Raw genomic sequence first — 23911 nt, 5'->3', positions numbered from 1 at the left:
GGGACACGAAGCGCGGTGGGGCCGGGGCCGGATGCCTGGTCCGGCGCCGGGGCCGGCGCGCGGTGGGCGCGTTCCACCGACTGTCCCCAGTAGGTGCCGGCCACCATCAGGGCCGCGCCGAGACCGGTGAGCGGGCCGAGGTGCTCGCCGCCCAGGGCGACGCCGACCAGCGCGGCCCAGACCGGCTCCGTACCCAGCAGCAGGCTGGCCCGGCTGGCGGAGGTGCGCTGTACCGCCCAGGTCTGCGCGAGGAACGCGAACACACTGCAGAACAGGGCGAGATACAGCAACTGCGTCCAGGTCGCGCCGTCGGCCCGGACCAGACCGGACAGCCCGGTGACGGCGGCCGCGGGCACGAACAGCGCCGTGCCGACCAGCGTCTGGAGCGTGGTCAGCTGAAGCGGCCGGACGGCCCGGCGCGCGGTGAACCGGCCGACGAGCGCCACATGCACCGCCCGCAGCCCGGCCGCGGCCAGCATCAGCAGATCACCGAGGCGCGGTGCCTGGAAGCCGTGGTCCGACATCAGCAGACCGACGGCCAGGACGCAGACACCGGCGGCGGCGTAGAAGGAGCGCGGCAGCCCGCCGGGGTGACCGGACCGGTCGAGCAGCGGGGTGAGGACGATGGCCAGGCTGATGATCAGACCCGCGTTGGCGGCGCTGGTGTGGGCGACCCCGTACGTCTCCACCACCAGCACCACGGCCTGGGTCAGCCCCAGCGGCACCCCCGCCCGGACCTCGTCGCGGGTCCACCGGCGCGGTCCGCGACGGCTCGCCCCCATGACACCCAGACAGGCCACGGAGGACAGCGCGTACCGCGCGAACAGGACGGTGAGCACGGGCAGTGCGGAGACGGCGGTCTGGGCGGACAGATAACTGGATCCCCAGACGAGCGCGACCAGGAGGAGTACCGCATCGGTACGGCGGGCGTCGGACACCCGCCCACCGTGCACCGCGGACCACCCTGAAGCCCAGAGCCAGTTTCTAAAATGATCTTTTAGGAGTCCTTCATCATGGCTCTAAACTGGGAAAATGGACGAACGGCAGTTGCGGATCCTGCGGGAGCTCGGCGAGCTGGGCAGCGTCACCGCGGTCGCCGAGGCGCTGCTGGTGACCCCCTCGGCCATCTCCCAGCAGCTGCGGCTGCTCCAGCGCTCGGTTCCGGTGCCGCTCACCGAGCGCCAGGGCCGACGGCTGGCGCTCACCGACGCGGGCCAGGCGCTGGCGGGCGCGGCCGTCGAGGTGGAGACCGCGCTGGCCCGGGCCCGGCACGCGGTGGCGGAGTTCGTCGGCCGACCGGACGGCGAGGTGTCGGTGGCGGCGTTTCACAGCGCGGGCCTGGCCCTCTTCCCGATGCTCCTGAGGGCCTGTGCGGGGCCCGGCGCACCCGCACTCGCCTGCGCGGACGCGGACGTGCCGCAGGAGGACTTCCCGCGGCTGACCCGCGAGTACGACCTCGTCGTCGCCCACCGTCTCGACCACGCCCCGCCGTGGCCGCGCACGGTGACGGTGACCCCGCTGCTGCGCGAGCCGCTCGACGTGGCGATGCCTGTCGGCCACCCGCTCGCGGCGAAACAGCGGGTGACACCGCTCGACGTGGCCGACGAACCCTGGATCACCGCGCACGACGGCTTCCCGGTCCTGGCGACCGTGGAGGCGATCGCCGCGGCGGCCGGCCGCAGGCTCCGGCTGGTGCACCGCATCAACGAGTTCACGGTGGTCGCCGAGGCCGTCGCCGCCGGGGGCGGCATCGCGCTGCTGCCCCGCCTGACCATGCGCCCGCACCCGGCCCTGGTGCTGCGCCCGCTCGGCGGAGTCCAGGCCAGCCGCCACATCGACGTCCTGTGCCGGCCCGAGCGCACGGCCCGTACGGCGGTCCGCACGGTCCTGGCCGAACTGCGCCGCGCCGCCCGCACGATCCAGGACCGCGACGCACGGCCGCCCGACGGCTGACGCCTTCGCCCCCTGCCACGGTGCTGCCGTCGCCCGTCGCCCGTCGCCCGTCGCCCGTCGCCCGTCGCCCGTCGCCCGTCGCCCGTCGCCCGTCGACGTCACGTGCCGCGCGTCCGAAGGCTCGCGCCTCAGAACGGGTACCAGCGCACCGACTCGTCCCCGTCCCGCAGCGACGCCACCCGGCGGCGGAACTCGGCGAGCGCCTTGGGGTTGCTCGGCGCGTGCTGCGCGACCCAGGCGCAGCTCGCGGTCTCGCGGGCGCCGCGCAGCACCGAGCAGCCCGCCCAGGCGCGTACGTCCCAGCCGTAGGTGTCGGTGAAGGAGTCGTACGCCTCGGCGGGCAGCCCGTAGCGGTCCCGGGAGAGGGCCATCACCACCAGGTCGTGCTCGCGCAGGTCGACGGAGAACGTCTCCAGGTCGACCAGGACCGGACCCTGCGGCCCGATGTGGACGTTGCGCGGCAGCGCGTCGCCGTGGATCGGGCCGGGCGGCAGGTGCGGGACGAGTGCCGCGGCGGCGGACGCGAAGCCGTCGCGGCGGGCCCGCAGATACGCCGCGTCCGCCGGGTCGATCGCGTCACCGGCCAGCCGCAGCCAGCGCTCCACCCCGCCCAGCAGTTCGCGCGGCGGCAGGGCGAAGTCGGGGGAGGGCAGGGCGTGGACCACCCGGAGCAGTTCGGCCAGATCACGCGGCTCGGCGGGCCGCACCGGGTCGGACAGCCGGTGCCACACGGTCACCGGGTGCCCCGACACCAGCTCGGCCCGGGGTTCGGCGGCCCGCACCGCCGGGACGTCCGCCTCGGCGAGCCAGGCCGCGACGGCCAGTTCGCGCCGGGCGCGGTCGAGGAGTTCGGCGTCGCGTCCCACCTTGACCACCAGGCCGCCGACGGCGAACACCGCGTTCTCGCCCAGGGCGAGCAGCCTCGCGTCCCCGGTCGGTCGGGGCGACACCCCCGCCGCCGCCAGTACCTCGCGGGCCCGTGCCTCGTCCATCGTCCGCCTCCGCTTGCGTCTTCGCCGGTGTGTCCGTACCCGCCGTCCGGGCGGGCCGGAACCGGCAGCCCGGCCCGGCGGCGCGACCACCTGGCGGGCTCCGGCCGATCGTCGGCCAGTCTCGCATCCGCACAGGTCGGACCGTGTGCACAGCCCCGGCGTAGCCCGTCCGAACCGCGGCCGCACAGCACCGCGGGCGGGTCCGCCGATCCCCCTGAGGAGACCGGCGGACCCGCCCGCCGTGCGTCGGACCCGGATCGGCTCAGACCCGGATCGGCTCACCCCCGTCGGTGACCGTCGGAGCGGTCACGGCCTCGGCCGTCTCGTCGTGGGTGAAGTCGGGCATCCGGTTCAGCCACTTGGGCAGGTACCAGTTGCGTTCGCCCAGCAGCGCCATGACCGCGGGCAGCAGCACACCGCGGATGACGGTCGCGTCGATGAGCACCGCGGCCGCGAGGCCGACGCCCATCTGCTTCATGGACTGCATGGACAGCGTTCCGAAGATCGCGAACACGGCGACCATGATGACGGCCGCGCTGGTCACGACACCGGCCGTGGTGACCACCCCGTGCCGGATCGCGTCCGTCGTCGTACGGCCGCGCAGCCGTGCCTCGCGGATCCGCGAGACCACGAACACGTGGTAGTCCATCGACAGGCCGAACAGGATCACGAAGAGGAACAGCGGCAGCCAGGTGACGATGGCGCCGACGCCCTCCGCGCCCACCAGCGAGGCGCCCCAGCCGTGCTGGAAGACGGCCACGAGGATGCCGTACGCCGCGCCCACCGAGAGCAGGTTCAGCGCGATCGAGGTGATCGCGACGGTCAGGGAGCGGAACGACATCAGCATCAGCAGGAAGGCGAAGACGACCACGAACCCGAAGACCGGGGCGACGGAACCGAGCAGCTGGTCGTTGAAGTCGTGGTTGCCCGCGACGTTCCCGGTGATCGGTGCCTGGACGCCGTCGACCTTGCCGAGCGTGGCGGGCCGTACCTCGTCGCGCAGCTTCTCCAGGCTCGCGCTCGCCTTGTCCTGGTCGGAGCCGCCGACCAGCGGCACGTAGACGAAGGCGATGTTCTGCGCGTCGTGCAGCTTGATCTCGACCGGGCCGCGCGAGGCGCCCGAGCTGATCGCCCGCTCCTTGAACTGCGCGAGCGCGTCCTTCACGTCGGGGGCGTTGATGTCCCGGGCCTTGACGACGACCTCGGCCGGCTCGGAGCCGCCGGGGAAGGCCTCGTTGACGCGGTTGTACGTCTGCACGATGGACAGCGAGTCGCCGAACTCCTGGTCCAGGGTGAGGTTCTGGGTCTTCATGCCGACCGCGGGGGCCGCGATCGCCAGCAGCGCGCCGGTCGCGACCACGGTGGAGACGACCGGCCTGGCCAGTACGCCCTTGAGGACCGCGGTCCAGAACCGGCTGTTCCCGCTGCCGGACCGCCGGCGGCGGTTCAGGAACGGGATCCGGCCGGCCTCGACCCGCTCGCCCAGCAGGGACAGCAGCGCGGGCAGCACGGTCACCGAACCGACCATGGCGACCGCCACGACCATCAGCGAGGCCAGGCCCATCGCCTCGAACCCGGCGAGCCCGGTGAACAGCATGCCCGCCATCGCCACGCACACCGTGACACCGGAGACCACGATCGCCCGGCCGCTGGTGGCGGCGGCGACCCGCAGGGCCGTCTGCGCGTCCCGGCCCGCCTCGCGCTCCTCGCGCTCACGGCGCAGGTAGAAGAGGCAGTAGTCGACGCCGACGGCCAGACCGACCAGCAGCATCACGGAGTTGGCGGTGTCGCTCATCGGCATCACATGGCTGACGACGCCCATCAGGCCCATCGTCGCCATGATCGCGGTGATCGCCAGGGCCACCGGCAGCAGCGCGGCCACCAGCGCGCCGAAGGCGATGAGGAGGATCCCCAGGGCCACCGGAACCGCGGAGAGCTCGGCCTTCTGGAAGTCGTCGCCGAACGCGTCGGAGAACGTCTTGTTCATGCTTGCGCTGCCGATCTCCTCGACCCGCAGCGACGCGTGCTTCTTCCCGACGGCCTCGACGGCCTTCACGACGGGCTCCACCCGGTCCCCGGCGGTCTTGGCGTCGCCCCGCATGTCGAACTGCACCAGCGCGCTGCGGCCGTCCTTCGAGATCGTCTGCGTGTCGTACGGCGAGGTCACGTCGGTGACCCGGCCGGTGGCCCGCACGGCCTCGACGACCTCGGCGACCGTCGCGCGGAACTCGGCGTCGGTGGCCTTGACCCCGGCGTTCCGGCCCTGGATCAGAACCGTCTCCCCGGCTGGCTCCTTGATCCCCGCGTCCTTCACGATCGTCGCGGCGGTGTGGGTCTCGCCCTTGAGCTGGTCGCTGTCGTCGACGTCGACCCGGCCCGCCGCCGAGCCGAGCCCCATCGCCAGGACGACGAACAGCACCCAGATACCGACGGCCGCCCACCGGTGCCGGGCGCTCCAGCCGCCGGCCCGTGCGGCGATCCCCCGCACCCGTGCATCTCCAGTCCCCATGACGGGTCTGCCCCCTCGTCCGCGGTGACAGCCCCTGCCGCCACCTTTCCCTTAGACGGTATGGGTCCGATAAAGACATCTCGTCGTACTGCCCGGTGAGTTGGGGCGAACTCGGCTCATCCCGGTGGACCGCGTCGGCTCCGCACTGGGGAGGATGACGGCCCCCTACACGCATCCCCGTCTCTCGGGGGTGCGGATCGGGGCCGCGTGGCGGTGCCGCGTCGGCCGACGAGCCACCCGCGGGGCACGAGGACCGTTCTAGGCTGGCCGGATGACGACTTATGCGGCGCTGCTGCGCGGAATCAACGTGGGTGGCAACAAGAAGGTCCCGATGGCCGAGCTGCGCGTTCTCATGGAGGGCCTCGGTCACGCCGGTGTCCGCACCCATCTCCAGAGCGGCCAGGCCGTGTTCACTCCCGACCACGGCGACGAGGAGTCCCTCGCCGCCGAGCTCGCGCAGGCGATCGAGAAGCGGTTCGGCTTCCCGGTCGACGTCATCGTGCGCGACCACGCCTATCTGCGGGCGGTCGCCGACGCCTGCCCGTTCCCGACCGCCGAGCTGGAGGCGAAGCAGTTGCACGTCACGTACGTCTCCGAACCGGTCGGCGAGGAACGCTACGCCGGGATCGACCGGGCGGCCTTCCTGCCGGAGGAGTTCCGCCTCGGCGACCGCGCCCTGTACCTGTACGCCCCGGACGGCCTGGGCCGCTCCAAGCTCGCCGAACAGCTCGCCAAGCCGCGGATCAACAAGGGCCTGATCGCCACCACGCGCAACTGGAACACCGTCCTCAAGCTCGTCGAGCTGACCGGCTGACCGTCCGTCACGGGGTGCCCGGGGCCGGCCCTGGCCCGTACGGCCCGCGAGCGATGCCGGGTCAGGCGCCCTCGCCCCGCCAGCCCCCGTCCCGCTGGGCCCACCGCACCGCGGGAGCCACCGCCAGGCCCACCACCGCGAACAGCGCGCCCAGCACCGCCCAGCCCGCACTGCCGTGCCGGATGGCGGTCACCGTCACCAGAGCCGGTCCCGCCATCATCCCGGCGGACATGCCCGCGCCGAAGACACCCTGGTACACGCCGTGTGCGCGGGCGTCGGCGAGCTCGTAGCCGAGGGTCCAGCCACCGGCCGCGGACAGCACCTCGGCGAAGACCTGCACCACCGCGCCGACGGTCAGCGCGAGCACCGCCCACACGGGGGAGAGGCCCGCGGAGAGCGCGTACACCGCGCAGGCCACGGCGAGCAGCAGTCCGGCCCGGCCCATCGCCCGGACCGCGGAGGGGACCCGGGAGACGCGGCGGGCGATCCGTACCTGCAACAGCGCGACCAGCGCACAGTTCACGATCATCAGCAGCGCGGCCGTCCAGCGGGGCGCCTCGGTCCGCTCCACGATCCACAGGGGCAGACCGACCTCGGAGAGCGTGTACTGCACGACCAGCACGGAATTGAGCACGGTCACCGCCAGGAACGGCACGTCCCGCACCGCGCGCCAGCGGTCGGCGGCCGGCGCGTCCGCCGCGACCGGGACGCGGTCGATCGCGTGCGGGGCGAGCGGCAGCCGGCGAACCATCAGCGCGGGTGCCGCGAACGACAGCGCGTTCACCACAATGACCGTCATGTACGCGCTGCGCGTGTCGAGTTGGAGGGCGATCGCACCGAACACGCCACCCACGCCCATGCCCACGTTCGTGACCATGCGCAGATACGCCCGTGCCTCCACCCGGGTCGGCGCGGGCAGCACGTCCGCGTACAGCGCGCCCTGCACACCGCGGCTGGCCATCTGGAGTCCGGTCGCGCAGACCACCGCGACGAGGAAGCCGACGTACGAGTGAACCAGGACGTAGGCGGCCGTCGCGCATCCGGTGCCGCCCCACAGCAGCGACCCCACCTGCCGGGCGCCCCACCGGTCGGCGGCCCGCCCGGCGGGGATCCCGGCCGCCACGCCGACCAGCCCCGCGACCGTCATGCCGAGTCCGACGGCGGTCGCGTCCAGCCCCACGATGCGGGTGAAGTACAGCACGCCGAGCGGGAAGTAGAGACCGTTGCCCAGCGAGTTGAAGGCGGTCAGGACCGTCGCCCGGCGCAGCACGGGATCGGCGGGCAGCAGTCCGGCGGCTCGGGTGACGGGCCGGGGCGGCACACCGGACACCGGGCCGGTCGGCGAGGCGCCGCCGCCCCGGTCGGAGGTGGAGCCGGGCTCGGAGGACGGTTCGGAGGCCGATGTCGTGGTCATGAAGACAGCCAACCCGGCCGGGGACCGGCACCGACAATGATTTAGCGTGGCGCTCAATGATCGAGTTTCGCTTCGCCGTCGGCGACCTCGCCACCACCTCCTTCGCGTACTCGCCCCTCCAGGAGGCGGTGTTGTCGCTGCGCTGCCTGCACGACCCCGCGCGCTTTCCCCACCACCGGCCGTGGCTGCGCCGTATCCGCCCCGGTCTGGAGAGCCTCGACCGCGAGATGCTCACCGCGCTCGTCACTCCCTGGCTGTGGGTGCCGGACTTCCTCACCCCGCGCCCGGCCCACGCCCGCCCGGTCTTCGCCGACGAGCTGGACCTGCTGCGTGCCACCCCGCCGGAGACGGTCGTCGCCGGCTTCCACGCCGCCTACCGGACCCCGGAGGCGCTCCCGCCCGTTCTCGTCCGGGGGCTCACCGATCCCGAGGCCCTCCTGGTCCGGCTCACGGACGCCCTCGACGCCTACTGGCACACCTGCCTCGCCGCCGACTGGTGGCCGCGGGTGCAGAGCATCCTGGAGGCCGACCTCGCCCACCGGGGGCGTGTGCTGGCCGAGCAGGGCGCCGGTGCGCTGCTGTCGGGACTCGACGAGCGGCTCTCCTGGACGGGCAGCCGTCTGCTGCTGTCGACCCGGGACTTCACGGCGCGCACCCCGTGGAGCGACGTCAGCATCGACGGGCGTGGACTGGTCCTGGTGCCGACGATGTTCGCCCGCGGTGCCCAGCAGCTGATCGACCCCGCACAGCCCCCGGTGCTCATGTATCCCGCACGCGGCCGCGCCACTCTCTCCGAGAAACCGCCCCCGGTCAACGACGAGGCCCTCGTCCGCCTGCTGGGCCGCCCCCGCGCACGTCTGCTGCGACTTCTGGCGGAACCCGCCTCGACCACGGAACTGGCCCACCGCCTGGGCGTCACTCCCGGCGCGGTCAGCCAGCATCTGGCCGTCCTCTACGACGCGGGTCTCCTCAGCCGCACCCGCAGCGGCCGGATCGTCCGCTACACGCGCACCCGACTCGGTGACGACCTGTGCCGATAGACCTCCGCCGGTCCGCCTGTGCCGGTAGACCTGTGCCGGGGGAGACGTCGCGAGAGTCCGCGCAGACCGCCCGGCCCGGCCGTCCCGGTGCGGCGGCGTACCCGAGGGCCGCGGGGAACCGCGCGAGCGCCACGACGCACCCGCACGGACACACCACCGGCCCCCGGTGGAGCGCTCACGCCCCCAGGGCCGCCAGGGCGGGCCTGCGGGCCGCGTCGTAGCGCTCCAGCAGCAGCCGCGCCACCTCCGGAGCCGGGCCGAGCACCTCGGCGAGGACGTCGGCCTCGGCGGCGCCCCGCGCGATGCGGTCCGGCAGGAAACCGGGCGCCAGGACGTAGGGCGCGACGGCCACCCGCTCGCAGCCCAGGTCGCGCAGTTCCCGTACCGCGTCCTCCGTGCGGGGCAGGGAGGCGGAGGCGAACGCGGGCCGCACGGCGCACCAACCGGTGTGCCGCCACTCCCGCGCGATATCTGCGATCACCGCGATCGCCTCCGGGTCGGTGGACCCCGCCGAGGCCAGCACGACCCCGGTCGAGGCCTTGTCGGCGGGCGTCAGCCCCGCCTCGTACAGCCGCCGCTCCAGCGCGCGCAGCAGCAGCGGCGACGGGCCGAGCACCTCGGCCTGCCTGATCCGCAGCCGCGGCGGCGCGGCGGCCAGCACCGCGGGGATGTCCGCCTTCGCGTGGAAGGCGCGCGTCAGCAACAGCGGCAGGGCGACGACGTCACGTACGCCCTCCGCCGCCAGGGACTCCAGCACGCCCCGCACGGACGGCACGTTGAAGTCCAGGAAGCCGGTCTCCACCCGGACGTCGGGGCGCAGCGAACGCACCCGCCGTACGAGGGAGTGCACCGTCGCGGCATGCCGCGGGTCGCGGCTGCCGTGGGCGATGACGAGGAGGACCGGCTTGCTGTGCACGGGCGTCAGCCCTTCACCAGCAGGCCGCGGCTGCGCAGTACCCACCGCTCCAGCGGACTGAAGATCAGCAGGTCGATCGCGATACCGACGAACAGGATGAGCAGGATGGCCAGGAAGACCTGCGCCATGCTGCTGTTGGTGCGGGCCACCTCCAGCAGCTGACCGAGGCCCACGCCCAGGTCGGGCGCCTGCACGATGATCTCTGCGGCCATCAGCGACCGCCAGGAGAACGCCCACCCCTGCTTCAGGCCCGCCACGTAGCCGGGCAGCGCGGCCGGCATCACGATGTGCCAGGTGCCGCGCAGACCGGTCGCCCCCAGCGTGCGGCCCGCGCGCAGGAACAGCGGCGGCACCTGGTCGACGCCGGACACCAGGCCGTTGGCGATCGACGGCACCGCGCCGAGCAGGATCACCGCGTACATCATCGACGGCTGGAGGCCCAGCCAGATCACGGCGGGCGGCACCCAGGCGACCGACGGCAGCGACTGGAGGCCGGACAGGGTCGGGCCGATCGCCGCGCGCACGAACTTCACCCGCGCCACGAGCAGGCCGAGCGGGGTGCCGATGAGCAGGGCGAGCGCGAAGCCGAACAAACCCCGCGAGACGCTCGTCCAGATGTAGCCGAGCAGGGTGCCCTTGAGCCAGGCGTCCCGGACCTCGGCCCAGACGGCCCCGGGGGAGGGCAGCTTCGACGGGTCGTCGACGATCTTCAGGGTGATCAGCCCCTGCCAGATCACCACGACCACCGCTATCGCGACGACCGGCGGCAGGACCTTCTCGCGCAGGGTCTGCCGCAGCGGCGGCCGGCCGGCGACCGAGCTCTCCAGCGCGTCGAGGCCCGCCTCGACGCTGCCGGCCTCCTCCGTCGTCGTCCTTGTCTCAGTGCTGGCCATGACGGCGGATCTCCCCACGCAGTACTTCGGTGATCTCAAGGGACAGTTCCGCCACCGGGGCGTCCTCGATCCGGCGGGGCTGCGCGATGTCGACCGTCCACTCCCGGGCCACGCGTCCCGGGCGGGAGGACAGCAGCACCACGCGCTGGGCGAGCCGGACCGCCTCGCGCACGTTGTGCGTGACGAACAGGACGGACAGCCCGGTCTCCGCCCAGATCCGGGTCAGCTCGTCGTGCAGCACGTCCCGGGTGATGGCGTCGAGGGCGGCGAACGGCTCGTCCATCAGCAGCAGCTTGCTCTCCTGCGCCAGCGCGCGGGCCAGTGCGACCCGCTGGCGCATCCCGCCGGACAGCTCGTGCACCCGCTTGCCGTACGCGCCCTTCAGCCGGACCAGTTCGAGCAGCTCCTCGGTCTTGCCGCGGCGCTCGCTCTTGGCGACTCCCCTGAGCTTCAGGGCGAGTTCGATGTTCTTGCCCGCGGTCAGCCACGGGAAGAGGGCGTGCTCCTGGAACATCAGGGCGGGCCGGCCGTCCGTCGCGATGGAGCCGGCGGTCGGCCGGTCGAGTCCGGCCACCAGATTCAGCAGGGTGGACTTGCCGCAGCCCGAGGCCCCCAGGAGGGTGACGAACTCGCCGGGCGCGACATCGAGGCTGATGTCGTCCAGGACGAGCTGCTGTCCGCCCGGACCGGCGAAGGATTTCGAGACGTGCTCGATGCGTGCCGCGTACTCCACCGATACGGCGGCCTTGGCGAAGGTCGTGGCCATGGTCGTCACCTCCTGGGAACTCTTCGGGTACGGGGCTTACTTCGCGCCGAGACCGGCGTCGTCGACGGCGGCGGCACCCTCGGCCTCGAGAACCTTGTCGAGGAGCGTGAGGTCGTAGATGCCGGACAGGTCGGGCTTCTCCAGCAGACCGGCCTTGACCGCGTGCCGCGCCTCGGTGTCGAGGGTGGCGGCCAGCGGGTCGTCGGTGAACTGGATCGACTTCCACGCCGGGTCGACCACCGCGGCCGGCAGCGCCTTGCCGGAGTCGGCCTCCAGCTGCTCGTTCGCCGCGGCCTTCGCCTCGTCGGGGTGGGCGTTGATCCACTTGTTGGCCTCGACGGAGGCCCGCAGCACCGCCTCGACGGCCTTCGGGTGCTGCTTGAGGAACTCCTGCCGCACGATGATGTTCGTGATCACGAACTTCTTGTCCGGCCACAGGTCGGCCTCGTCGAGCAGCACCTTCGCGCCCTCGGCGACCAGCTTGGACGCGGTCGGCTCCGGCACCCACGCGCCGTCGACGGAACCGGACCTGTAGGCGTCCGGGGTGATCTTGTTGTCGGTGCGGACCACCGAGACGTCGCCCCTGCCGCTCTCCGCGTCGACCTTCCAGCCCTGTTCGGAGATCCAGTTCAGGAACGCCACGTCCTGGGTGTTGCCGAGCTGGGGAGTCGCGATCTTCTTGCCCTTGACGTCCTTCAGGGACTTGATCTTCTCGGGGTTGACCACGAGCTTCACGCCGCCGGAGGCCGAACCCCCGATGATGCGCAGGCTCTTGCCCGCAGATTTGGTGTAGCCGTTGATCGCCGGGGACGGACCGATCCAACCGATGTCGATCGAGCCGGAGTTCAGCGCCTCGATCTCGGACGGGCCCGCGTTGAAGACCTGGTACCTGGCCGCGGTGGCGCCGAGTTCCTTCTGGAAGTAGCCCTTCCGTACCCCCACCAGCGCCGTGCCGTGGGTGAGGTTTCCGAAGTAGCCGATCTTCACGGAGTCGAGGCCGTCGATCTTCTCGGCTCCGGCGGCGACCTGCTGGGCCGCGGGCGTGCCGGCGGCCTGCGAACCGTAGCCGCACGCGGCCAGCGCCAGCAGGGGGAGAGCGGCGACGACGGCTGACGCGCGGCGCAGGGAGGCCGCGGGAGCGCCCGTGCGCGGGCGGATCCGGGAAGGCGGAAGGTTGGCAGGCACGGGAGGAGTTCCTCTCGTTGGCCCGGCGGTCACGTCACTCAGGTCGTGGCCGGGAGGTCGACGGACGGTCTTCGTCTTTTCCGGGACGGAAGGTGGGGGGACTGGGCGCGCAGGCGGTGCGCGTACGTCAGCGAGCACATCGCGCGACTCCGCCCTCGCCGCTGCCGAGGGCGCCGCTGCCTACGCGGCCGCCCTCCTTCGCGAACGTCGCGTAGTAGCCAGGCGTGTTCATGCTCAGAAATCCCAACCGTCGTCCGCCGACGCGTCCTTGACCGGGTCCGGCGCGGCGAACGACTCGCCGACCATGCCCGCGGTGAGAGTGGTGCCGTCGCTCGGGTCGATCAGGATGAACGAGCCGGTGCGGCGCGAGTCGGCGTAGGAGTCGACCGGCAGCGGCTCGGCGGTACGGATCTTCACCCGGCCGATGTCGTTGGCGAGCAGCTGTCCCGGGTGCGGGTGCAGGGACAGGTCGTCGAGCGTGAGGCGCGACGGTATGTCCTTCACGAGGGCCTTGACCGTGCGGGTGCCGTGCTTGAGCAGGACCCGGTGCCCGACGGTCAGCGGCTGGTCGGCCACGTGGCAGACGGTCGCCTCGATGTCCTGCGTGGTGGGCGGCGCGTCCTTGCTCGGCACGATCAGGTCGCCGCGCGAGATGTCGATGTCGTCCTCCAGCAGGAGGGTCACCGACTGCGTCGTCCAGGCCACGTCCACCGGCGTACCGAGCAGGTCGATGCCGGAGATCCGGGTCGAGCGGCCGGACGGCAGCACCGTCACCGACTCGCCGACGCGGAACGAACCGGCCGCGATCTGGCCCGCGTATCCCCGGTAGTCCGGGTGTTCGGCGGTCTGCGGCCGGATCACGTACTGCACGGGCAGCCGCGCGTGGCAGTGCGCCAGGTCGTGGCTGACCGGTACCGACTCCAGGTGCTCCAGCACCGTCGGGCCGCCGTACCAGTCCATGTTCGCGGACGGCTCGACCACGTTGTCCCCGGCGAGCGCCGAGATCGGGATCGCGGTGACCTCGGGGACGCCCAGCTCGGTCGCGTACGCCGTGAACTCCTCGGCGATCGCGGCGAACACGGACTCCTCGTAGCCGACGAGGTCCATCTTGTTCACCGCGAGGACCGCGTGCGGGACGCGCAGCAGGGCGGCGATCGCGGCGTGCCGGCGGGTCTGCTCGACGACGCCGTTGCGGGCGTCGACGAGGATGACGGTCAGCTCGGCGGTGGAGGCGCCGGTGACCATGTTGCGGGTGTACTGCACATGGCCGGGGGTGTCGGCGAGGATGAAGCGGCGCCGGGGCGTGGCGAAGTAGCGGTAGGCCACGTCGATCGTGATGCCCTGCTCGCGTTCGGCGCGCAGACCGTCGGTGAGCAGCGCGAGGTCCGGGCCCTCCTGGCCGCGGCTCGCCGAGGCGCGCTCCACGGCCTCCAGCTGGTCGGTGAGGACCGACTTGGAGTCGTGCAGGAGCCGGCCGACGAGGGTGGACTTGCCGTCGTCGACGGAGCCGGCGGTGGCGAACCGCAGCAGGGTGGTGGCCGAGAGCTCCTCGGTCGTGGTGGTGCTCATGTCTAGAAGTACCCCTCGCGCTTGCGGTCTTCCATCGCGGCCTCGGAGAGCTTGTCGTCGGCGCGGGTGGCGCCGCGCTCGGTGAGCCGGGACGCGGCGATCTCGGTGATGACCTGCTCCAGCGTGACGGCGTCGGAGTCGACCGCGCCGGTGCAGGACATGTCACCGACGGTGCGGTAGCGCACCTGGCGCTTCTGCACCGTCTCGCCGTCCTTCGGGCCGCCCCACTCGCCGGCGGTCAGCCACATCCCGCTGCGGCTGAACACCTCGCGCTCGTGCGCGAAGTAGATCTGCGGGAGCTCGATGCCCTCCCGGGCGATGTACTGCCACACGTCCAGCTCGGTCCAGTTGGACAGCGGGAAGACCCGCACGTGCTCGCCGGGGGCGTGCCGGCCGTTGTAGAGGTTCCACAGCTCGGGGCGCTGGCGGCGCGGGTCCCACTGGGAGAACTCGTCGCGCAGGGAGAACACGCGCTCCTTGGCGCGGGCCTTCTCCTCGTCGCGGCGGCCGCCGCCGAAGACCGCGTCGAACCGCTCGCTCTGGATCTTCTCGGTGAGCGGGAGGGTCTGGAGGGGGTTGCGGGTGACGTCGGGGCGCTCCTTGAGCACTCCGCGGTCGATGTAGTCCTGCACCGAGGCCACGTGCAGCCGCAGGCCGTGCCGGGCCACCGCGCGGTCGCGGTACTCCAGCACTTCGGGGAAGTTGTGCCCGGTGTCGACGTGCAGCAGGGAGAACGGCACCGTGGCGGGGGCGAACGCCTTCAGCGCCAGGTGCAGCATGACGATGGAGTCCTTGCCGCCGGAGAAGAGGATCACCGGCCGCTCGAACTCGCCCGCCACCTCGCGGAAGATGTGCACCGCCTCGGACTCCAGCGCGTCCAGATGGCTGAGGGCGTACGGGCCCGCGGTGCCCTCCTCGCCCCCCTTGAGCTCGGCAGCGGTCGTCATGCCAGTCCCCTCTCGTTGAGCAGGGCGTACACCGAGGCCGCGGACTCCTGCACGGTCTGGTGCTGGGACTCGATACGAAGATCGGGCGACTCGGGCGCCTCGTACGGGTCGTCGACGCCGGTCAGTCCGGACAGCTCGCCGGCCGCCTGCTTGGCGTACAGGCCCTTCACGTCGCGGACCGAGCACACCTCGACCGGGGTCGCCACATGCACTTCCAGGTACGCCGCCCCGCTCTGCTGGTGACGCTTGCGCACCGCGTCCCGGCTGTCCGCGTACGGCGCGATCACCGGCACCAGCGTCTTGACGCCGTTGCGGGCGAGCAGTTCGGCGAGGAAGCCGATGCGCTGCACATTGGTGTGCCGGTCCTCGCGGCTGAAGCCGAGACCCGCCGAGATGAACTCGCGGATCTCGTCGCCGTCGAGCACCTCGACGAGGTGGCCCTCCGCCCGCAGCAGGCCGGCCAGTTCGTACGCGATGGTGGTCTTGCCGGCGCTCGGCAGACCCGTGAGCCAGACGGTGGCTCCGGTCGTCACGTGTGTCTCCTGAATCTGTGTCATGGTCAGCCGTGCAGCCCGCACTCGGTCTTGGCGCGTCCGGCCCAGCGGCCGGCGCGTGCGTCCTCGCCCTCCAGGACGCGACGGGTGCAGGGGGCGCAGCCGACGGAGGCGTAGCCGTCCATCAGCAGTGGGTTGGTCAGTACGCCGTGCTCGGCTACGTAGGCGTCGACGTCGTCCTGGGTCCAGCGGGCGATGGGGGAGATCTTGACCTTCCGCCGCTTCTCGTCCCAGCCGACGACCGGGGTGTTCGCCCGGGTCGGGGACTCGTCGCGGCGCAGGCCGGTCGCCCAGGCCTGGTAGTTCGTCAGACCCTCTTCCAGGGGCTGGACTTTACGGAGCTTGCAGCACAGGTCGGGGTCGCGGTCGTGCAGCCTCGGACCGTACTGCGCGTCCTGCTCGGCTACCGTCCGACGCGGGGTCAGCGTGATGACGTTGACGTCCATCACGGCCTCGACCGCGTCGCGGGTGCCGATGGTCTCCGGGAAGTGGTAGCCGGTGTCGAGGAAGACGACGTCGACGCCCTTCCTGACCCGGGACGCGAGGTGCGCGACCACCGCGTCCTCCATCGAGGAGGTGACGCAGAACTCCGCGCCGAAGGTGTCCACCGCCCACTGGAGGATCTCCAGCGCGGAGGCGTCCTCCAGGTCGCGGCCCGCCTGCTCGGCGAGGGCCCTGAGGTCGTCCGCCGTCCGTTCCTGCCGAGTGGTCGTCATGTCCGGTCGTCCCCTTCGGCGTTGGAGTCGTGAAGACCTCGGGCCAGCAGCCCGAGGAACTTCAGCTGGAATGCGCGGTTGCACGCCGCGCACTCCCAGGCGCCGTGACCGGTCTCGTTCGGACGCAGGTCCTCGTCGCCGCAGTAGGGGCAGTAGAAGGGGGCGGCACGCTCGCTCACGAGAGGGCCTCCTCCGAGGCGCGCGCGGCCCAGGCGGCGAACCGCTCGCCGTCCGCGCGCTCGTCCTGGAACCGCTTCAGCACCCGCTCGATGTAGTCGGGCAGCTCCTGCGAGGTGACCTTCAGGCCGCGCACCTTGCGGCCGAACCCGGCCTCCAGGCCGAGCGCGCCGCCGAGGTGCACCTGGTAGCCCTCGACCTGCTCGCCGTCGGCGTCGACGACCAGCTGGCCCTTGAGACCGATGTCCGCGACCTGGATACGGGCGCAGGCGTTCGGGCAGCCGTTCAGGTTGATGGTGATCGGCTCGTCGAACTCCGGGATGCGGCGCTCCAGTTCGTCGATGAGCGAGGCGCCGCGCGCCTTGGTCTCGACGATGGCGAGCTTGCAGTACTCGATGCCGGTGCAGGCCATCGTGCCGCGCCGGAAGGAGGACGGCCGTGCGGTCAGGTCCAGCGCCTCCAGGCCCTCGACGAGCGCGTCGACCTGGTCCTCGGGCACGTCGAGGACGATCATCTTCTGCTCGACGGTGGTGCGCACCCGGCCCGAGCCGTGCGCCTCCGCGAGATCGGCGATCTTGGTGAGGGTGGCGCCGTCCACGCGGCCCACGCGCGGGGCGAAGCCGACGTAGAACAGGCCGTCCCGCTGCCGGTGCACGCCGACGTGGTCGCGCCACTGCTGCACCGGCTGCTCGGGGGCGGGCCCGTCGATCAGCTTGCGCCCGCCCAGGTACTCGTCCTCCAGCACCCGGCGGAACTTCTCCGCGCCCCAGTCGGCGACCAGGAACTTCAGCCGGGCGCGGTTGCGCAGCCGGCGGTAGCCGTAGTCGCGGAAGATGGAGATGACGCCCTCGTAGACGTCCGGAACCTCGTCCAGCGGCACCCACGCGCCGAGCCGGACGCCGAGCTTGGGGTTGGTCGACAGACCGCCGCCGACCCACAGGTCGAAGCCGGGGCCGTGCTCGGGGTGGTGCACGCCGACGAACGCGATGTCGTTGATCTCGTGCGCCACGTCCAGCAGCGGCGAGCCGGAGACGGCGGACTTGAACTTGCGGGGCAGGTTGGAGAAGTCCTTGTTGCCGATGATCCGGCGGTGGATCTCCTCGACGGCCGGGGTACCGTCGATGATCTCGTCCGCGGCGATACCGGCCACGGGCGAGCCGAGGATGACGCGGGGGGTGTCACCGCAGGCCTCGGTGGTGGACAGGCCGACCGCCTCCAGGCGGTTCCAGATCTCCGGCACGTCCTCGATCCGGATCCAGTGGTACTGGATGTTCTGCCGGTCGGTGATGTCGGCGGTACCGCGGGCGAACTCCTGCGAGATCTCGCCGATCACCCGCAGCTGCTGCGTGGTCAGCCGGCCTCCGTCGACGCGGACGCGCAGCATGAAGTACGAGTCGTCCAGCTCCTCCGGCGCCAGGACCGCGGTCTTGCCGCCGTCGATCCCGGGCTTGCGCTGGGTGTACAGCCCCCACCAACGCATGCGGCCGCGCAGGTCGTTGGGGTCGATCGAGTCGAACCCCCGCTTGGAGTAGATCGTCTCAATGCGTGTCCGCACATTGAGACCGTCGTCGTCCTTCTTGAACTGCTCGTTGCCGTTGAGCGGGGTGAAGTGCCCCGCGGCCCACTGACCCTCGCCGCGGTGACGGCTCACCTTGCGGCGGGGCGCTGCGGCAGCAGGATTCTGCGGGGTGGCGGCCATGGTTCTACGTCCTTCAAGACAGGCGGAAAGCGGCTCTGACCAGTGCGTACGGGCGCACGGAAGCGTTCTGTGCGCGGCTCTGCGCAGGGGAAGACCAAAGCGGGAAACTGCGGCTCTTCGGCTCGTCAGCCCGCCGGACAGATGGCGCTGGACATGCGGCCGAGGTCGACGTGCCGCCGACTCACCAAGGCAATTCCAGTTCCAGACATGACGGAAGCGTGTCACGGCGTTCTGGACACAGTCCAGCTTCGTCCGTCATGTGGACACCCTGGTCCCACATCGTGGGACCAGGGTGTCGTCGGTCACATGGTGCGCGCGCTGTCTTGTCAGCGCAGGTCAGGCGGGATAGGCGCCCGGCCAGGGGCCCGGCGAGGTCACCTGGGGCTGCTCCTCGACCTTGGTGTCGTACAGCTTGAAGCCCCGGCGCAGATAGTTGTCCATGGCGTGTTCGCCGTCCAGGCTGCACGTGTGCAGCCACACCCGCTTGGTCTCCGGCAGGCCCGGCCAGCGCTCGGCGAGGTCCCAGGCGCGGGCGGCGCCGTACGCCAGCAGGTGCCCGCCGATCCGGCGCCCGCGGAAGGCCTCGATCAGCCCGAAGTAGACGATCTCCACGACCCCGTCGTCCTGCGGCTCCAGCTCCACGTAACCGGCCGGGGTGCCGTGGTCGTAGGCGACCCAGGTCTCCACACCCGGGCGGTCCAGGTGCTCGCGCCAGCGCGCGTACGGCCAGCCGAGCCGGTCGATCCAGCGGATGTCCCCGCCCACCGACGCGTACAGGAAGCGGCTGAACTCCGGGGAGGGAACCTCCGCGCGCACGATCCGTACGTCGCCCTCGGGCGCGGAGGCGGGCAGGACGTCGGTCGGCGCGGTCTGCTCCAGGGACCAGGTGGTCACGGGGATGTTCGTCATACCGGACAGGGAATCATCTAGTCCAAGGATCTGTCGATCGAGGTCAGGGGCAGCGCGAACAGCATCCGGGCGGACTGGGACCAGACCTCGCCGGTCTCCTGCCAGTAGGACAGCGACTCCGTCCGCGGGCTCCAGCAGGTGCGTCCGCCCTCGGCTCCGCACCGGGTGGCCCGCGCGCCGTCGGTGTCCTGCCGCCACAGGCCGCCGGGCCCGTCGCCGTCGTCGGCCGCGCGGCTGAGGTACCAGTGCGCCCCGACCGACAGCACGCCCCGGACCTCGGAGATCTTCGTCCGGTAGGCCTCGGCCGGGTGTACGCGGCCCTTCGCGTCCGTGGCGAGGAGCCCCGAGCGCCCGGCGGCCGTGCTGAAGGAATAGCGCCACAGACGGGCCTGTCCCGCACCGTCGCCGGAGGTCCACTCCCCGGCCACCAGGCTGTCCGGAGTCGTGGAGCGGTCCAGCGAGACGGCGCCGGGGCGCGGGGTGCCGTCGGCGCGGCCGAGCCGGTAGGAGCCGACGGCCGGCAGCACGTACCGGCAGCCGTGCGCCGACCAGCCGCCCGGCACCCGGCCGACCGCCTCCGCCTCGACCGTGGCGCGCTGGACGCGGTTCATGTCGTAGACGTACAGCGCGGCCCGGTCGCCGTCGTCGGCGGTGACCAGCAGCTTGTCCTCGTACCAGACCATGCCGGAGACATGGGAGGCGAGCCCCCGGTAGTCACGCCCGCCGTCCACCGGGACGGCCAGGAGCACCCAGGTGTAGCTGAGGTGGTCGAGGTCGTCGGCGTCCACGAAGGCGACCCGGGCCAGCCCCCGCTCGCCGGCCGGGCCGGCGGGGTCCGTCCAACCGGAGAGGATCACCCGGTGCGCACCCCAGCGGCCGTCGTCGTCGGCGTCCCCGGAGGTGGTGACCGCGCCGGGCCGCCAGCCGTCGGTGTCCGCGGCGTTCCAGCAGTACGCGCGGGTGGCCGCCGGTGCGACGGGCAGTGCCTGCTTCTCGTCGGACGAGCAGTCGGCGGCGCCGCGCAGCGTGTGGTCGGCCCCGGCGAGGACGTCGGTGACGCCGACCGGCCGTCCCATTCCACCGGCGAGCCGGCCCAGGTCGCCGGGCGGCACCAGGTTCTCGGTCAGACGCAGCCGGGCCGTCTCGGCGGTCGAGGTGAGCGGCTTGAGCGCCCCGGGGTCGTCGGCGACCGTGGCCTGCGAGGCGCTGATCATGGTCGCCGCGGCGGTGAGCGCGAGGGCCGCGCCGGACAGGAACGCGCGCAGCGCCCGCCCTCGCCTGCGTCGACGGTGCCTGCCACGTTGCTTCATCAGACCTCCCGGGGTGGACCAACTGCGCCTGTCGCTCAGTACGTTGAGCGAGGAGCAGGTGGGGTGGCCCTTGCAGGGGATGCTACGACAGCCGGACACTGCCGGGGACGAAGACCTCGCAAATATGCGGAAGACACCTGCGGACGCGGCATATGCGGTATGGCTGGTCCACGCACGACCGCGCACGCACGACCACGCATGCCGGGCGCGGCCGCAGGGGGTGTCAGGTCAGGGCGGCCGACTCCCGGGCCTTCGCCACCGCCGGTGCGGTGGAGTGCGGCAGCAGGTCACGGGGGTCGTCGGGCAGCAGGACCTCCACGGCCGCGTCCTCACAGAAACGATACGGCCGATGCTCCAGGAACCCCCCGAAGTACCTGCGCACCCGTGACATCTCGGCCCGTACGGTCACCGTGCGGGCCGGGTCGCCGAACACGTCGGCGGCCAGGCCCGCGGCGCTGCGCCCCGAGCGGTTGACGGCCAGCAGATAGAGCAACTCGGCATGGCGGGGACTCAGTTCGTGGGTCCAGGAACCCGCGCTGCCGGACACCGTCACCTGCCAGCCGCGCGGCCGCCCCAGATCCAGCACGATCCGGGTGGCCGCCCGCGGCACCGGCTCCACGGCCGGCCGCACCAGCCAGCCGCCGGCCAGCGGCTCCACCGCGCTCAGCCCGAGTGCCGGCAGCCACCGGCGGCCCGCCGACAGCGACTTGGGCAGGGCGATCCGGTTCGTGTACGGCATCCCCGTCACGGCCGCGGTCCAGCCGTCCCGGTCCACCACCACCGCCTGGTCGCCGATCCGCGCCAGCACCGGCGCCGCCACCGCGCGCAGCTGCTCCAGCGAGTTCTGTTGCAGCTCGCGCAGCCGGGACTCGGCGAGCTTGGCCACCGCGTCGACCCAGGAGAGCGTGGCCGGATGCATCGTCTCCAGCGGGCCGCTGAGGTCCACCACCCCGAGGAGCCGGCCGTCCCGCGGATCGGAGATCGGCGCCCCCGTGCAGGTCCAGCTGGTCTGGCTGCGTACGAAGTGCTCGCCGGCGAACACCTGGACGGGACGGCGGACCACCGCCGGGGTGCCCACCCCGTTGGTGCCGACCACGTCCTCGCGCCAGTCCGCGCCGAGTTCGAACCCGAGTTCGTCGGCCTTGCGCAGCACCGGGGAGCAGCCCTCGCGCCACAGCACCCGGCCCTCCGCGTCGGCGATCACCATGATGTGCCGGGTGACGTCCGCGAACTGCAGCAGTCCCTCGCGCAGCACCGGAAGGACGTGCCGCAGCGGGGACTCCTCGCGGCGCCGCTGCACCTCGTCGGGGGCGAGCAGGCCCGATCTGAAGTCGCGCTCGGGGTCGACCCCGCTGCGCCGCATGCGCCGCCACGACTGTTCGATCACCGGGCGGGGAGCGATCGGCGCGCGCTTCCCGGCGAGAGCGGCCTCGCGGATGTCGTTGAGCAACCGCGCGGCACGCGGCGCGTCGACGGAGGCGAGTTGCGTCATGTTCTTCGGCGAGTACGCCACTGAGACCCCCGGGAAACTCCTATGACCACCGGGAAAGTCAAGCCTCGCGGCCGACGTTTTCCGGTCCTGTTCCGCCGGTTCGGGCGGTGCGTCACATCATGCCCCCCGGCGACGACGGAGGGACTGACTCCGGACACACCGGCCCGCAAGTTGCAACCCCCTGCAACCCTGGTGCACCTCCATGCTGTGTTCGAAACTTGACGCACGCCGTCCCGAGCGGCGTTCCTGGCCTCGCAGGGCCAACCTCGCGGGGGTGGTGCCGTGTCGGCGCAGCACCACCCCCGCGGTCATACGGTGTTGAACCCGCAGGTCAGCCCAGCGGCCGCGCGCGTTCCACCACCGCCGCCAGGTCCAGCGTGGACGGCAGGGTGCCGAAGGCCGCGCCCCAGTCGCCGCCCAGCCGGGAGGCACAGAACAGGTCGGCGACCTCGGACGGCGCGTACTGCACGAGCAGCGCCCCCTGGAGCACCAGCGCCAGCCGTTCGGCGAGCCGCCGGGCCCGGCCCTCGATGCCCTCCAGGTCGGCGAGCTCGGTCAGCAGGTCCTTGATCGCCCGGTCCAGCCGGTGGTCGGCGCCCCGCGCCCGCCCGACCTCCTGGAGATAGGCGTGCAGCGCCTGCGGTTCCCGGCGCAGTGCCCGCAGCACGTCCAGCGCCTGGATGTTGCCCGCGCCCTCCCAGACCGAGTTCAGCGGCGATTCGCGCACCAGCCGGGGCAGGCCCGACTCCTCGACGTAACCGTTGCCGCCCAGGCACTCGGCGGCCTCCACCGCCACCGGCGCGCACCGCTTGGTCACCCAGAACTTCGCCGCCGGCACCGCGATCCGCAACAGCGCCCGCTCCTGCTCGCCCCCGTCGTCCCAGGCGGCCGCCAGACGCAGCGCCAGCGTGGTCGCCGCCTCCGACTCCAGTGCGAGATCGGCCAGAACATTGCGCATCAGCGGTTTGTCCAGAAGCCGCCCGCCGAACGCCTCCCGGTGGGTGCAGTGGTGCACCGCCTGCGCCACGGCCTGCCGCATCAGCCCGGCCGAACCCAGCACACAGTCGAGCCGGGTGGCCGCGACCATCTCGATGATGGTGCGCACCCCCTGCCCCTCCGCGCCGACCCGGCGCGCCCAGGTCCCGTCGAACTCGACCTCGGAGGAGGCGTTCGACCGGTTGCCCAGCTTGTCCTTGAGCCGCTGGAGCAGGAACACGTTGCGGGTGCCGTCCGCCAGCACCCGCGGCACGAGAAAGCAGGTCAGGCCCTCGGGAGCCTGCGCCAGGACCAGGAACCCGTCCGACATCGGCGCCGAGCAGAACCACTTGTGCCCGGTCAGCGCATAGGTGCCGGCCTCGGCGAGCGGCACCGCGGCCGTCGTGTTGGCCCGTACGTCACTGCCGCCCTGCTTCTCGGTCATACCCATCCCGAACAGCGCCCCCGCCTTCTGTCCGGCGGGCCGCAGTGTCCGGTCGTACAGCGTGGACGTCAGCCGCGGCTCCCACTCGGCGGCGAGGGCCGGGTCGTGGCGCAGGGCCGGGACGGCCGCGTGCGTCATCGACAGCGGGCAGCCGGTCCCGGCGTCGACCTGCGTCCACACCATGAATCCGGCCGCCCGCCGCACATGACCGCCCGGCCGCGTCCAGGCCCCGGTGAGGCCCGCCGCGACGCCCTTGCCGAGCAGCCGGTGCCAGGCCGGGTGGAAGTCGACCTCGTCGATCCGGTTGCCGTAGCGGTCGTGGGTGCGCAGCCGCGGCGGGTTCGTGTCGGCCTGCACCCCCCACTCCTGCACCTGCGCCGAACCGGCGGACCGGCCCAGCGAAGCGAGTTCGTCGCGTGCCTCGTCGAGCACCGCCGGGTCGACATGCCGTTCGACCGCCTCGGCCAGCGCCCGGTCGGCCGAGTAGACGTCGTACCCGGTCAGGGGCGGGGGCTGATTGGTCACGGAGTGCGTCCTGCCTGCCATACCCCGGAACCTACCGCCCGCCCCGCCGGCCCCGCCCGCCGAGACACGACGGTCCGGGCCGGGCAGGCAGGGCGGGCGGCGGTCGGGGTC

The 23911-nt window shown here is 72.4% G+C and carries 22 protein-coding genes; 3 read left to right on the top strand and 19 right to left on the bottom strand.

Features of this window, described 5'->3' with window-relative positions:
• Positions 1–938 (bottom strand): EamA family transporter (locus FNH09_RS29170; RefSeq protein ID WP_162469264.1); only part of this gene is annotated, 938 nt, incomplete at its 3' end.
• Positions 939–1032: 94 nt separating this feature from the next.
• Between FNH09_RS29170 and FNH09_RS29165 the strand changes: the two genes are divergently transcribed.
• Entirely contained in the window at positions 1033–1953 is a 921-nt protein-coding gene (locus FNH09_RS29165; protein ID WP_152892899.1) for a LysR family transcriptional regulator, read from the top strand.
• 128 nt (positions 1954–2081) lie between these two features.
• On the opposite strand, the gene FNH09_RS29160 is transcribed toward FNH09_RS29165, so the two are convergent.
• Both FNH09_RS29160 and FNH09_RS29155 read right to left on the bottom strand, forming a co-directional pair.
• The gene (locus FNH09_RS29160; RefSeq protein WP_152892898.1) at positions 2082–2945 is read right to left on the bottom strand and encodes a phosphotransferase enzyme family protein; all 864 of its coding nucleotides are present in this window, start codon (positions 2943–2945) and stop codon (positions 2082–2084) included.
• Positions 2946–3207: 262 nt separating this feature from the next.
• Complete coding sequence (locus FNH09_RS29155) at positions 3208–5454, bottom strand: MMPL family transporter (protein WP_152892897.1); 2247 nt, start codon at positions 5452–5454, stop codon at positions 3208–3210.
• A 271-nt stretch (positions 5455–5725) separates the two neighbouring features.
• Here FNH09_RS29155 and FNH09_RS29150 point away from each other — a divergent pair, with 271 nt between their 5' ends.
• Entirely contained in the window at positions 5726–6268 is a 543-nt protein-coding gene (locus FNH09_RS29150; RefSeq protein WP_152892896.1) for a DUF1697 domain-containing protein, read from the top strand.
• A 61-nt stretch (positions 6269–6329) separates the two neighbouring features.
• Here the strand turns inward: FNH09_RS29150 and FNH09_RS29145 are convergent, their stop codons facing one another.
• Positions 6330–7682 (bottom strand): MFS transporter, encoded by a 1353-nt coding sequence (locus FNH09_RS29145; protein ID WP_152892895.1) that lies wholly within the window; start codon positions 7680–7682, stop codon positions 6330–6332.
• 56 nt (positions 7683–7738) lie between these two features.
• Here FNH09_RS29145 and FNH09_RS29140 point away from each other — a divergent pair, with 56 nt between their 5' ends.
• Complete coding sequence (locus FNH09_RS29140; RefSeq protein ID WP_152892894.1) at positions 7739–8722, top strand: ArsR/SmtB family transcription factor; 984 nt, start codon at positions 7739–7741, stop codon at positions 8720–8722.
• A gap of 175 nt (positions 8723–8897) precedes the next feature.
• Here the strand turns inward: FNH09_RS29140 and FNH09_RS29135 are convergent, their stop codons facing one another.
• The 15 genes from FNH09_RS29135 to FNH09_RS29065 all read right to left on the bottom strand — a co-directional run bounded on the left by FNH09_RS29135 (position 8898) and on the right by FNH09_RS29065 (position 23821).
• Entirely contained in the window at positions 8898–9638 is a 741-nt protein-coding gene (locus FNH09_RS29135; protein ID WP_162469263.1) for a CbiX/SirB N-terminal domain-containing protein, read from the bottom strand.
• A 5-nt stretch (positions 9639–9643) separates the two neighbouring features.
• Complete coding sequence (locus tag FNH09_RS29130; protein ID WP_152892893.1) at positions 9644–10531, bottom strand: ABC transporter permease; 888 nt, start codon at positions 10529–10531, stop codon at positions 9644–9646.
• Positions 10518–11297: an ABC transporter ATP-binding protein gene (locus FNH09_RS29125; protein WP_152892892.1), complete on the bottom strand. Its 780-nt coding sequence runs from the start codon at positions 11295–11297 to the stop codon at positions 10518–10520. The genes FNH09_RS29130 and FNH09_RS29125 overlap by 14 nt, the downstream gene beginning before the upstream one ends.
• Positions 11298–11333: 36 nt before the next feature.
• Entirely contained in the window at positions 11334–12482 is a 1149-nt protein-coding gene (locus FNH09_RS29120; RefSeq protein ID WP_338017711.1) for an aliphatic sulfonate ABC transporter substrate-binding protein, read from the bottom strand.
• A 234-nt stretch (positions 12483–12716) separates the two neighbouring features.
• Complete coding sequence (locus FNH09_RS29110) at positions 12717–14051, bottom strand: sulfate adenylyltransferase subunit 1 (protein ID WP_152892890.1); 1335 nt, start codon at positions 14049–14051, stop codon at positions 12717–12719.
• A 2-nt stretch (positions 14052–14053) separates the two neighbouring features.
• Positions 14054–14998, bottom strand: coding sequence for a sulfate adenylyltransferase subunit CysD (gene cysD / locus FNH09_RS29105; RefSeq protein ID WP_152892889.1), 945 nt, complete (start codon positions 14996–14998; stop codon positions 14054–14056).
• Positions 14995–15531: an adenylyl-sulfate kinase gene (gene cysC / locus FNH09_RS29100; protein ID WP_338017710.1), complete on the bottom strand. Its 537-nt coding sequence runs from the start codon at positions 15529–15531 to the stop codon at positions 14995–14997. The genes cysD and cysC overlap by 4 nt, the downstream gene beginning before the upstream one ends.
• A 26-nt stretch (positions 15532–15557) precedes the next feature.
• A complete protein-coding gene (locus FNH09_RS29095) occupies positions 15558–16268 on the bottom strand; it encodes a phosphoadenylyl-sulfate reductase (RefSeq protein WP_152892887.1) in 711 nt (236 codons plus the stop codon).
• Entirely contained in the window at positions 16265–16447 is a 183-nt protein-coding gene (locus FNH09_RS29090) for a hypothetical protein (RefSeq protein ID WP_162469262.1), read from the bottom strand. The genes FNH09_RS29095 and FNH09_RS29090 overlap by 4 nt, the downstream gene beginning before the upstream one ends.
• Positions 16444–18144 (bottom strand): nitrite/sulfite reductase, encoded by a 1701-nt coding sequence (locus FNH09_RS29085; RefSeq protein ID WP_152892886.1) that lies wholly within the window; start codon positions 18142–18144, stop codon positions 16444–16446. Before FNH09_RS29085 ends, FNH09_RS29090 begins: the two co-directional genes overlap by 4 nt.
• Positions 18145–18269: 125 nt before the next feature.
• A complete protein-coding gene (locus tag FNH09_RS49910) occupies positions 18270–18353 on the bottom strand; it encodes a putative leader peptide (RefSeq protein WP_309500612.1) in 84 nt (27 codons plus the stop codon).
• A gap of 127 nt (positions 18354–18480) precedes the next feature.
• Positions 18481–19053 carry a GNAT family N-acetyltransferase gene (locus FNH09_RS29080; RefSeq protein WP_152892885.1) on the bottom strand — a complete coding sequence of 191 codons (573 nt, stop codon included), beginning with the start codon at positions 19051–19053 and terminating at the stop codon, positions 18481–18483.
• A 17-nt stretch (positions 19054–19070) separates the two neighbouring features.
• Positions 19071–20363, bottom strand: coding sequence for a hypothetical protein (locus FNH09_RS29075; protein WP_152892884.1), 1293 nt, complete (start codon positions 20361–20363; stop codon positions 19071–19073).
• Positions 20364–20586: 223 nt separating this feature from the next.
• The gene (locus FNH09_RS29070; protein ID WP_152892900.1) at positions 20587–21855 is read right to left on the bottom strand and encodes a GAF domain-containing protein; all 1269 of its coding nucleotides are present in this window, start codon (positions 21853–21855) and stop codon (positions 20587–20589) included.
• A 331-nt stretch (positions 21856–22186) separates the two neighbouring features.
• Positions 22187–23821 carry an acyl-CoA dehydrogenase family protein gene (locus tag FNH09_RS29065; protein WP_152892883.1) on the bottom strand — a complete coding sequence of 545 codons (1635 nt, stop codon included), beginning with the start codon at positions 23819–23821 and terminating at the stop codon, positions 22187–22189.
• Positions 23822–23911 lie beyond the last annotated feature (90 nt).

It is taken from the genome of Streptomyces adustus, assembly GCF_009377175.1.
GTDB lineage: Bacteria > Actinomycetota > Actinomycetes > Streptomycetales > Streptomycetaceae > Streptomyces > Streptomyces adustus.
The sequence above is the reverse complement of the archived record's forward strand: the minus strand, read 5'-3'. Positions and strand labels throughout refer to the sequence as shown.

Bases quoted from the DNA above. Each gene is read 5' to 3' on its own strand.
- FNH09_RS29095 (WP_152892887.1), bottom strand. From the start codon at position 16,268: ATGACGACCACTCGGCAGGAACGGACGGCGGACGACCTCAGGGCCCTC.
- FNH09_RS29130 (WP_152892893.1), bottom strand. From the start codon at position 10,531: ATGGCCAGCACTGAGACAAGGACGACGACGGAGGAGGCCGGCAGCGTC.
- cysD (WP_152892889.1), bottom strand. From the start codon at position 14,998: ATGACGACCGCTGCCGAGCTCAAGGGGGGCGAGGAGGGCACCGCGGGC.
- FNH09_RS29125 (WP_152892892.1), bottom strand. From the start codon at position 11,297: ATGGCCACGACCTTCGCCAAGGCCGCCGTATCGGTGGAGTACGCGGCA.
- FNH09_RS29085 (WP_152892886.1), bottom strand. From the start codon at position 18,144: ATGGCCGCCACCCCGCAGAATCCTGCTGCCGCAGCGCCCCGCCGCAAG.
- FNH09_RS29160 (WP_152892898.1), bottom strand. From the start codon at position 2,945: ATGGACGAGGCACGGGCCCGCGAGGTACTGGCGGCGGCGGGGGTGTCG.
- FNH09_RS29070 (WP_152892900.1), bottom strand. From the start codon at position 21,855: ATGACGCAACTCGCCTCCGTCGACGCGCCGCGTGCCGCGCGGTTGCTC.
- FNH09_RS29110 (WP_152892890.1), bottom strand. From the start codon at position 14,051: ATGAGCACCACCACGACCGAGGAGCTCTCGGCCACCACCCTGCTGCGG.
- FNH09_RS49910 (WP_309500612.1), bottom strand. From the start codon at position 18,353: ATGTCTGGAACTGGAATTGCCTTGGTGAGTCGGCGGCACGTCGACCTC.
- FNH09_RS29080 (WP_152892885.1), bottom strand. From the start codon at position 19,053: ATGACGAACATCCCCGTGACCACCTGGTCCCTGGAGCAGACCGCGCCG.
- FNH09_RS29065 (WP_152892883.1), bottom strand. From the start codon at position 23,821: ATGGCAGGCAGGACGCACTCCGTGACCAATCAGCCCCCGCCCCTGACC.
- FNH09_RS29155 (WP_152892897.1), bottom strand. From the start codon at position 5,454: ATGGGGACTGGAGATGCACGGGTGCGGGGGATCGCCGCACGGGCCGGC.
- FNH09_RS29140 (WP_152892894.1), top strand. From the start codon at position 7,739: ATGATCGAGTTTCGCTTCGCCGTCGGCGACCTCGCCACCACCTCCTTC.
- FNH09_RS29165 (WP_152892899.1), top strand. From the start codon at position 1,033: ATGGACGAACGGCAGTTGCGGATCCTGCGGGAGCTCGGCGAGCTGGGC.
- FNH09_RS29145 (WP_152892895.1), bottom strand. From the start codon at position 7,682: ATGACCACGACATCGGCCTCCGAACCGTCCTCCGAGCCCGGCTCCACC.
- FNH09_RS29150 (WP_152892896.1), top strand. From the start codon at position 5,726: ATGACGACTTATGCGGCGCTGCTGCGCGGAATCAACGTGGGTGGCAAC.
- FNH09_RS29075 (WP_152892884.1), bottom strand. From the start codon at position 20,363: ATGAAGCAACGTGGCAGGCACCGTCGACGCAGGCGAGGGCGGGCGCTG.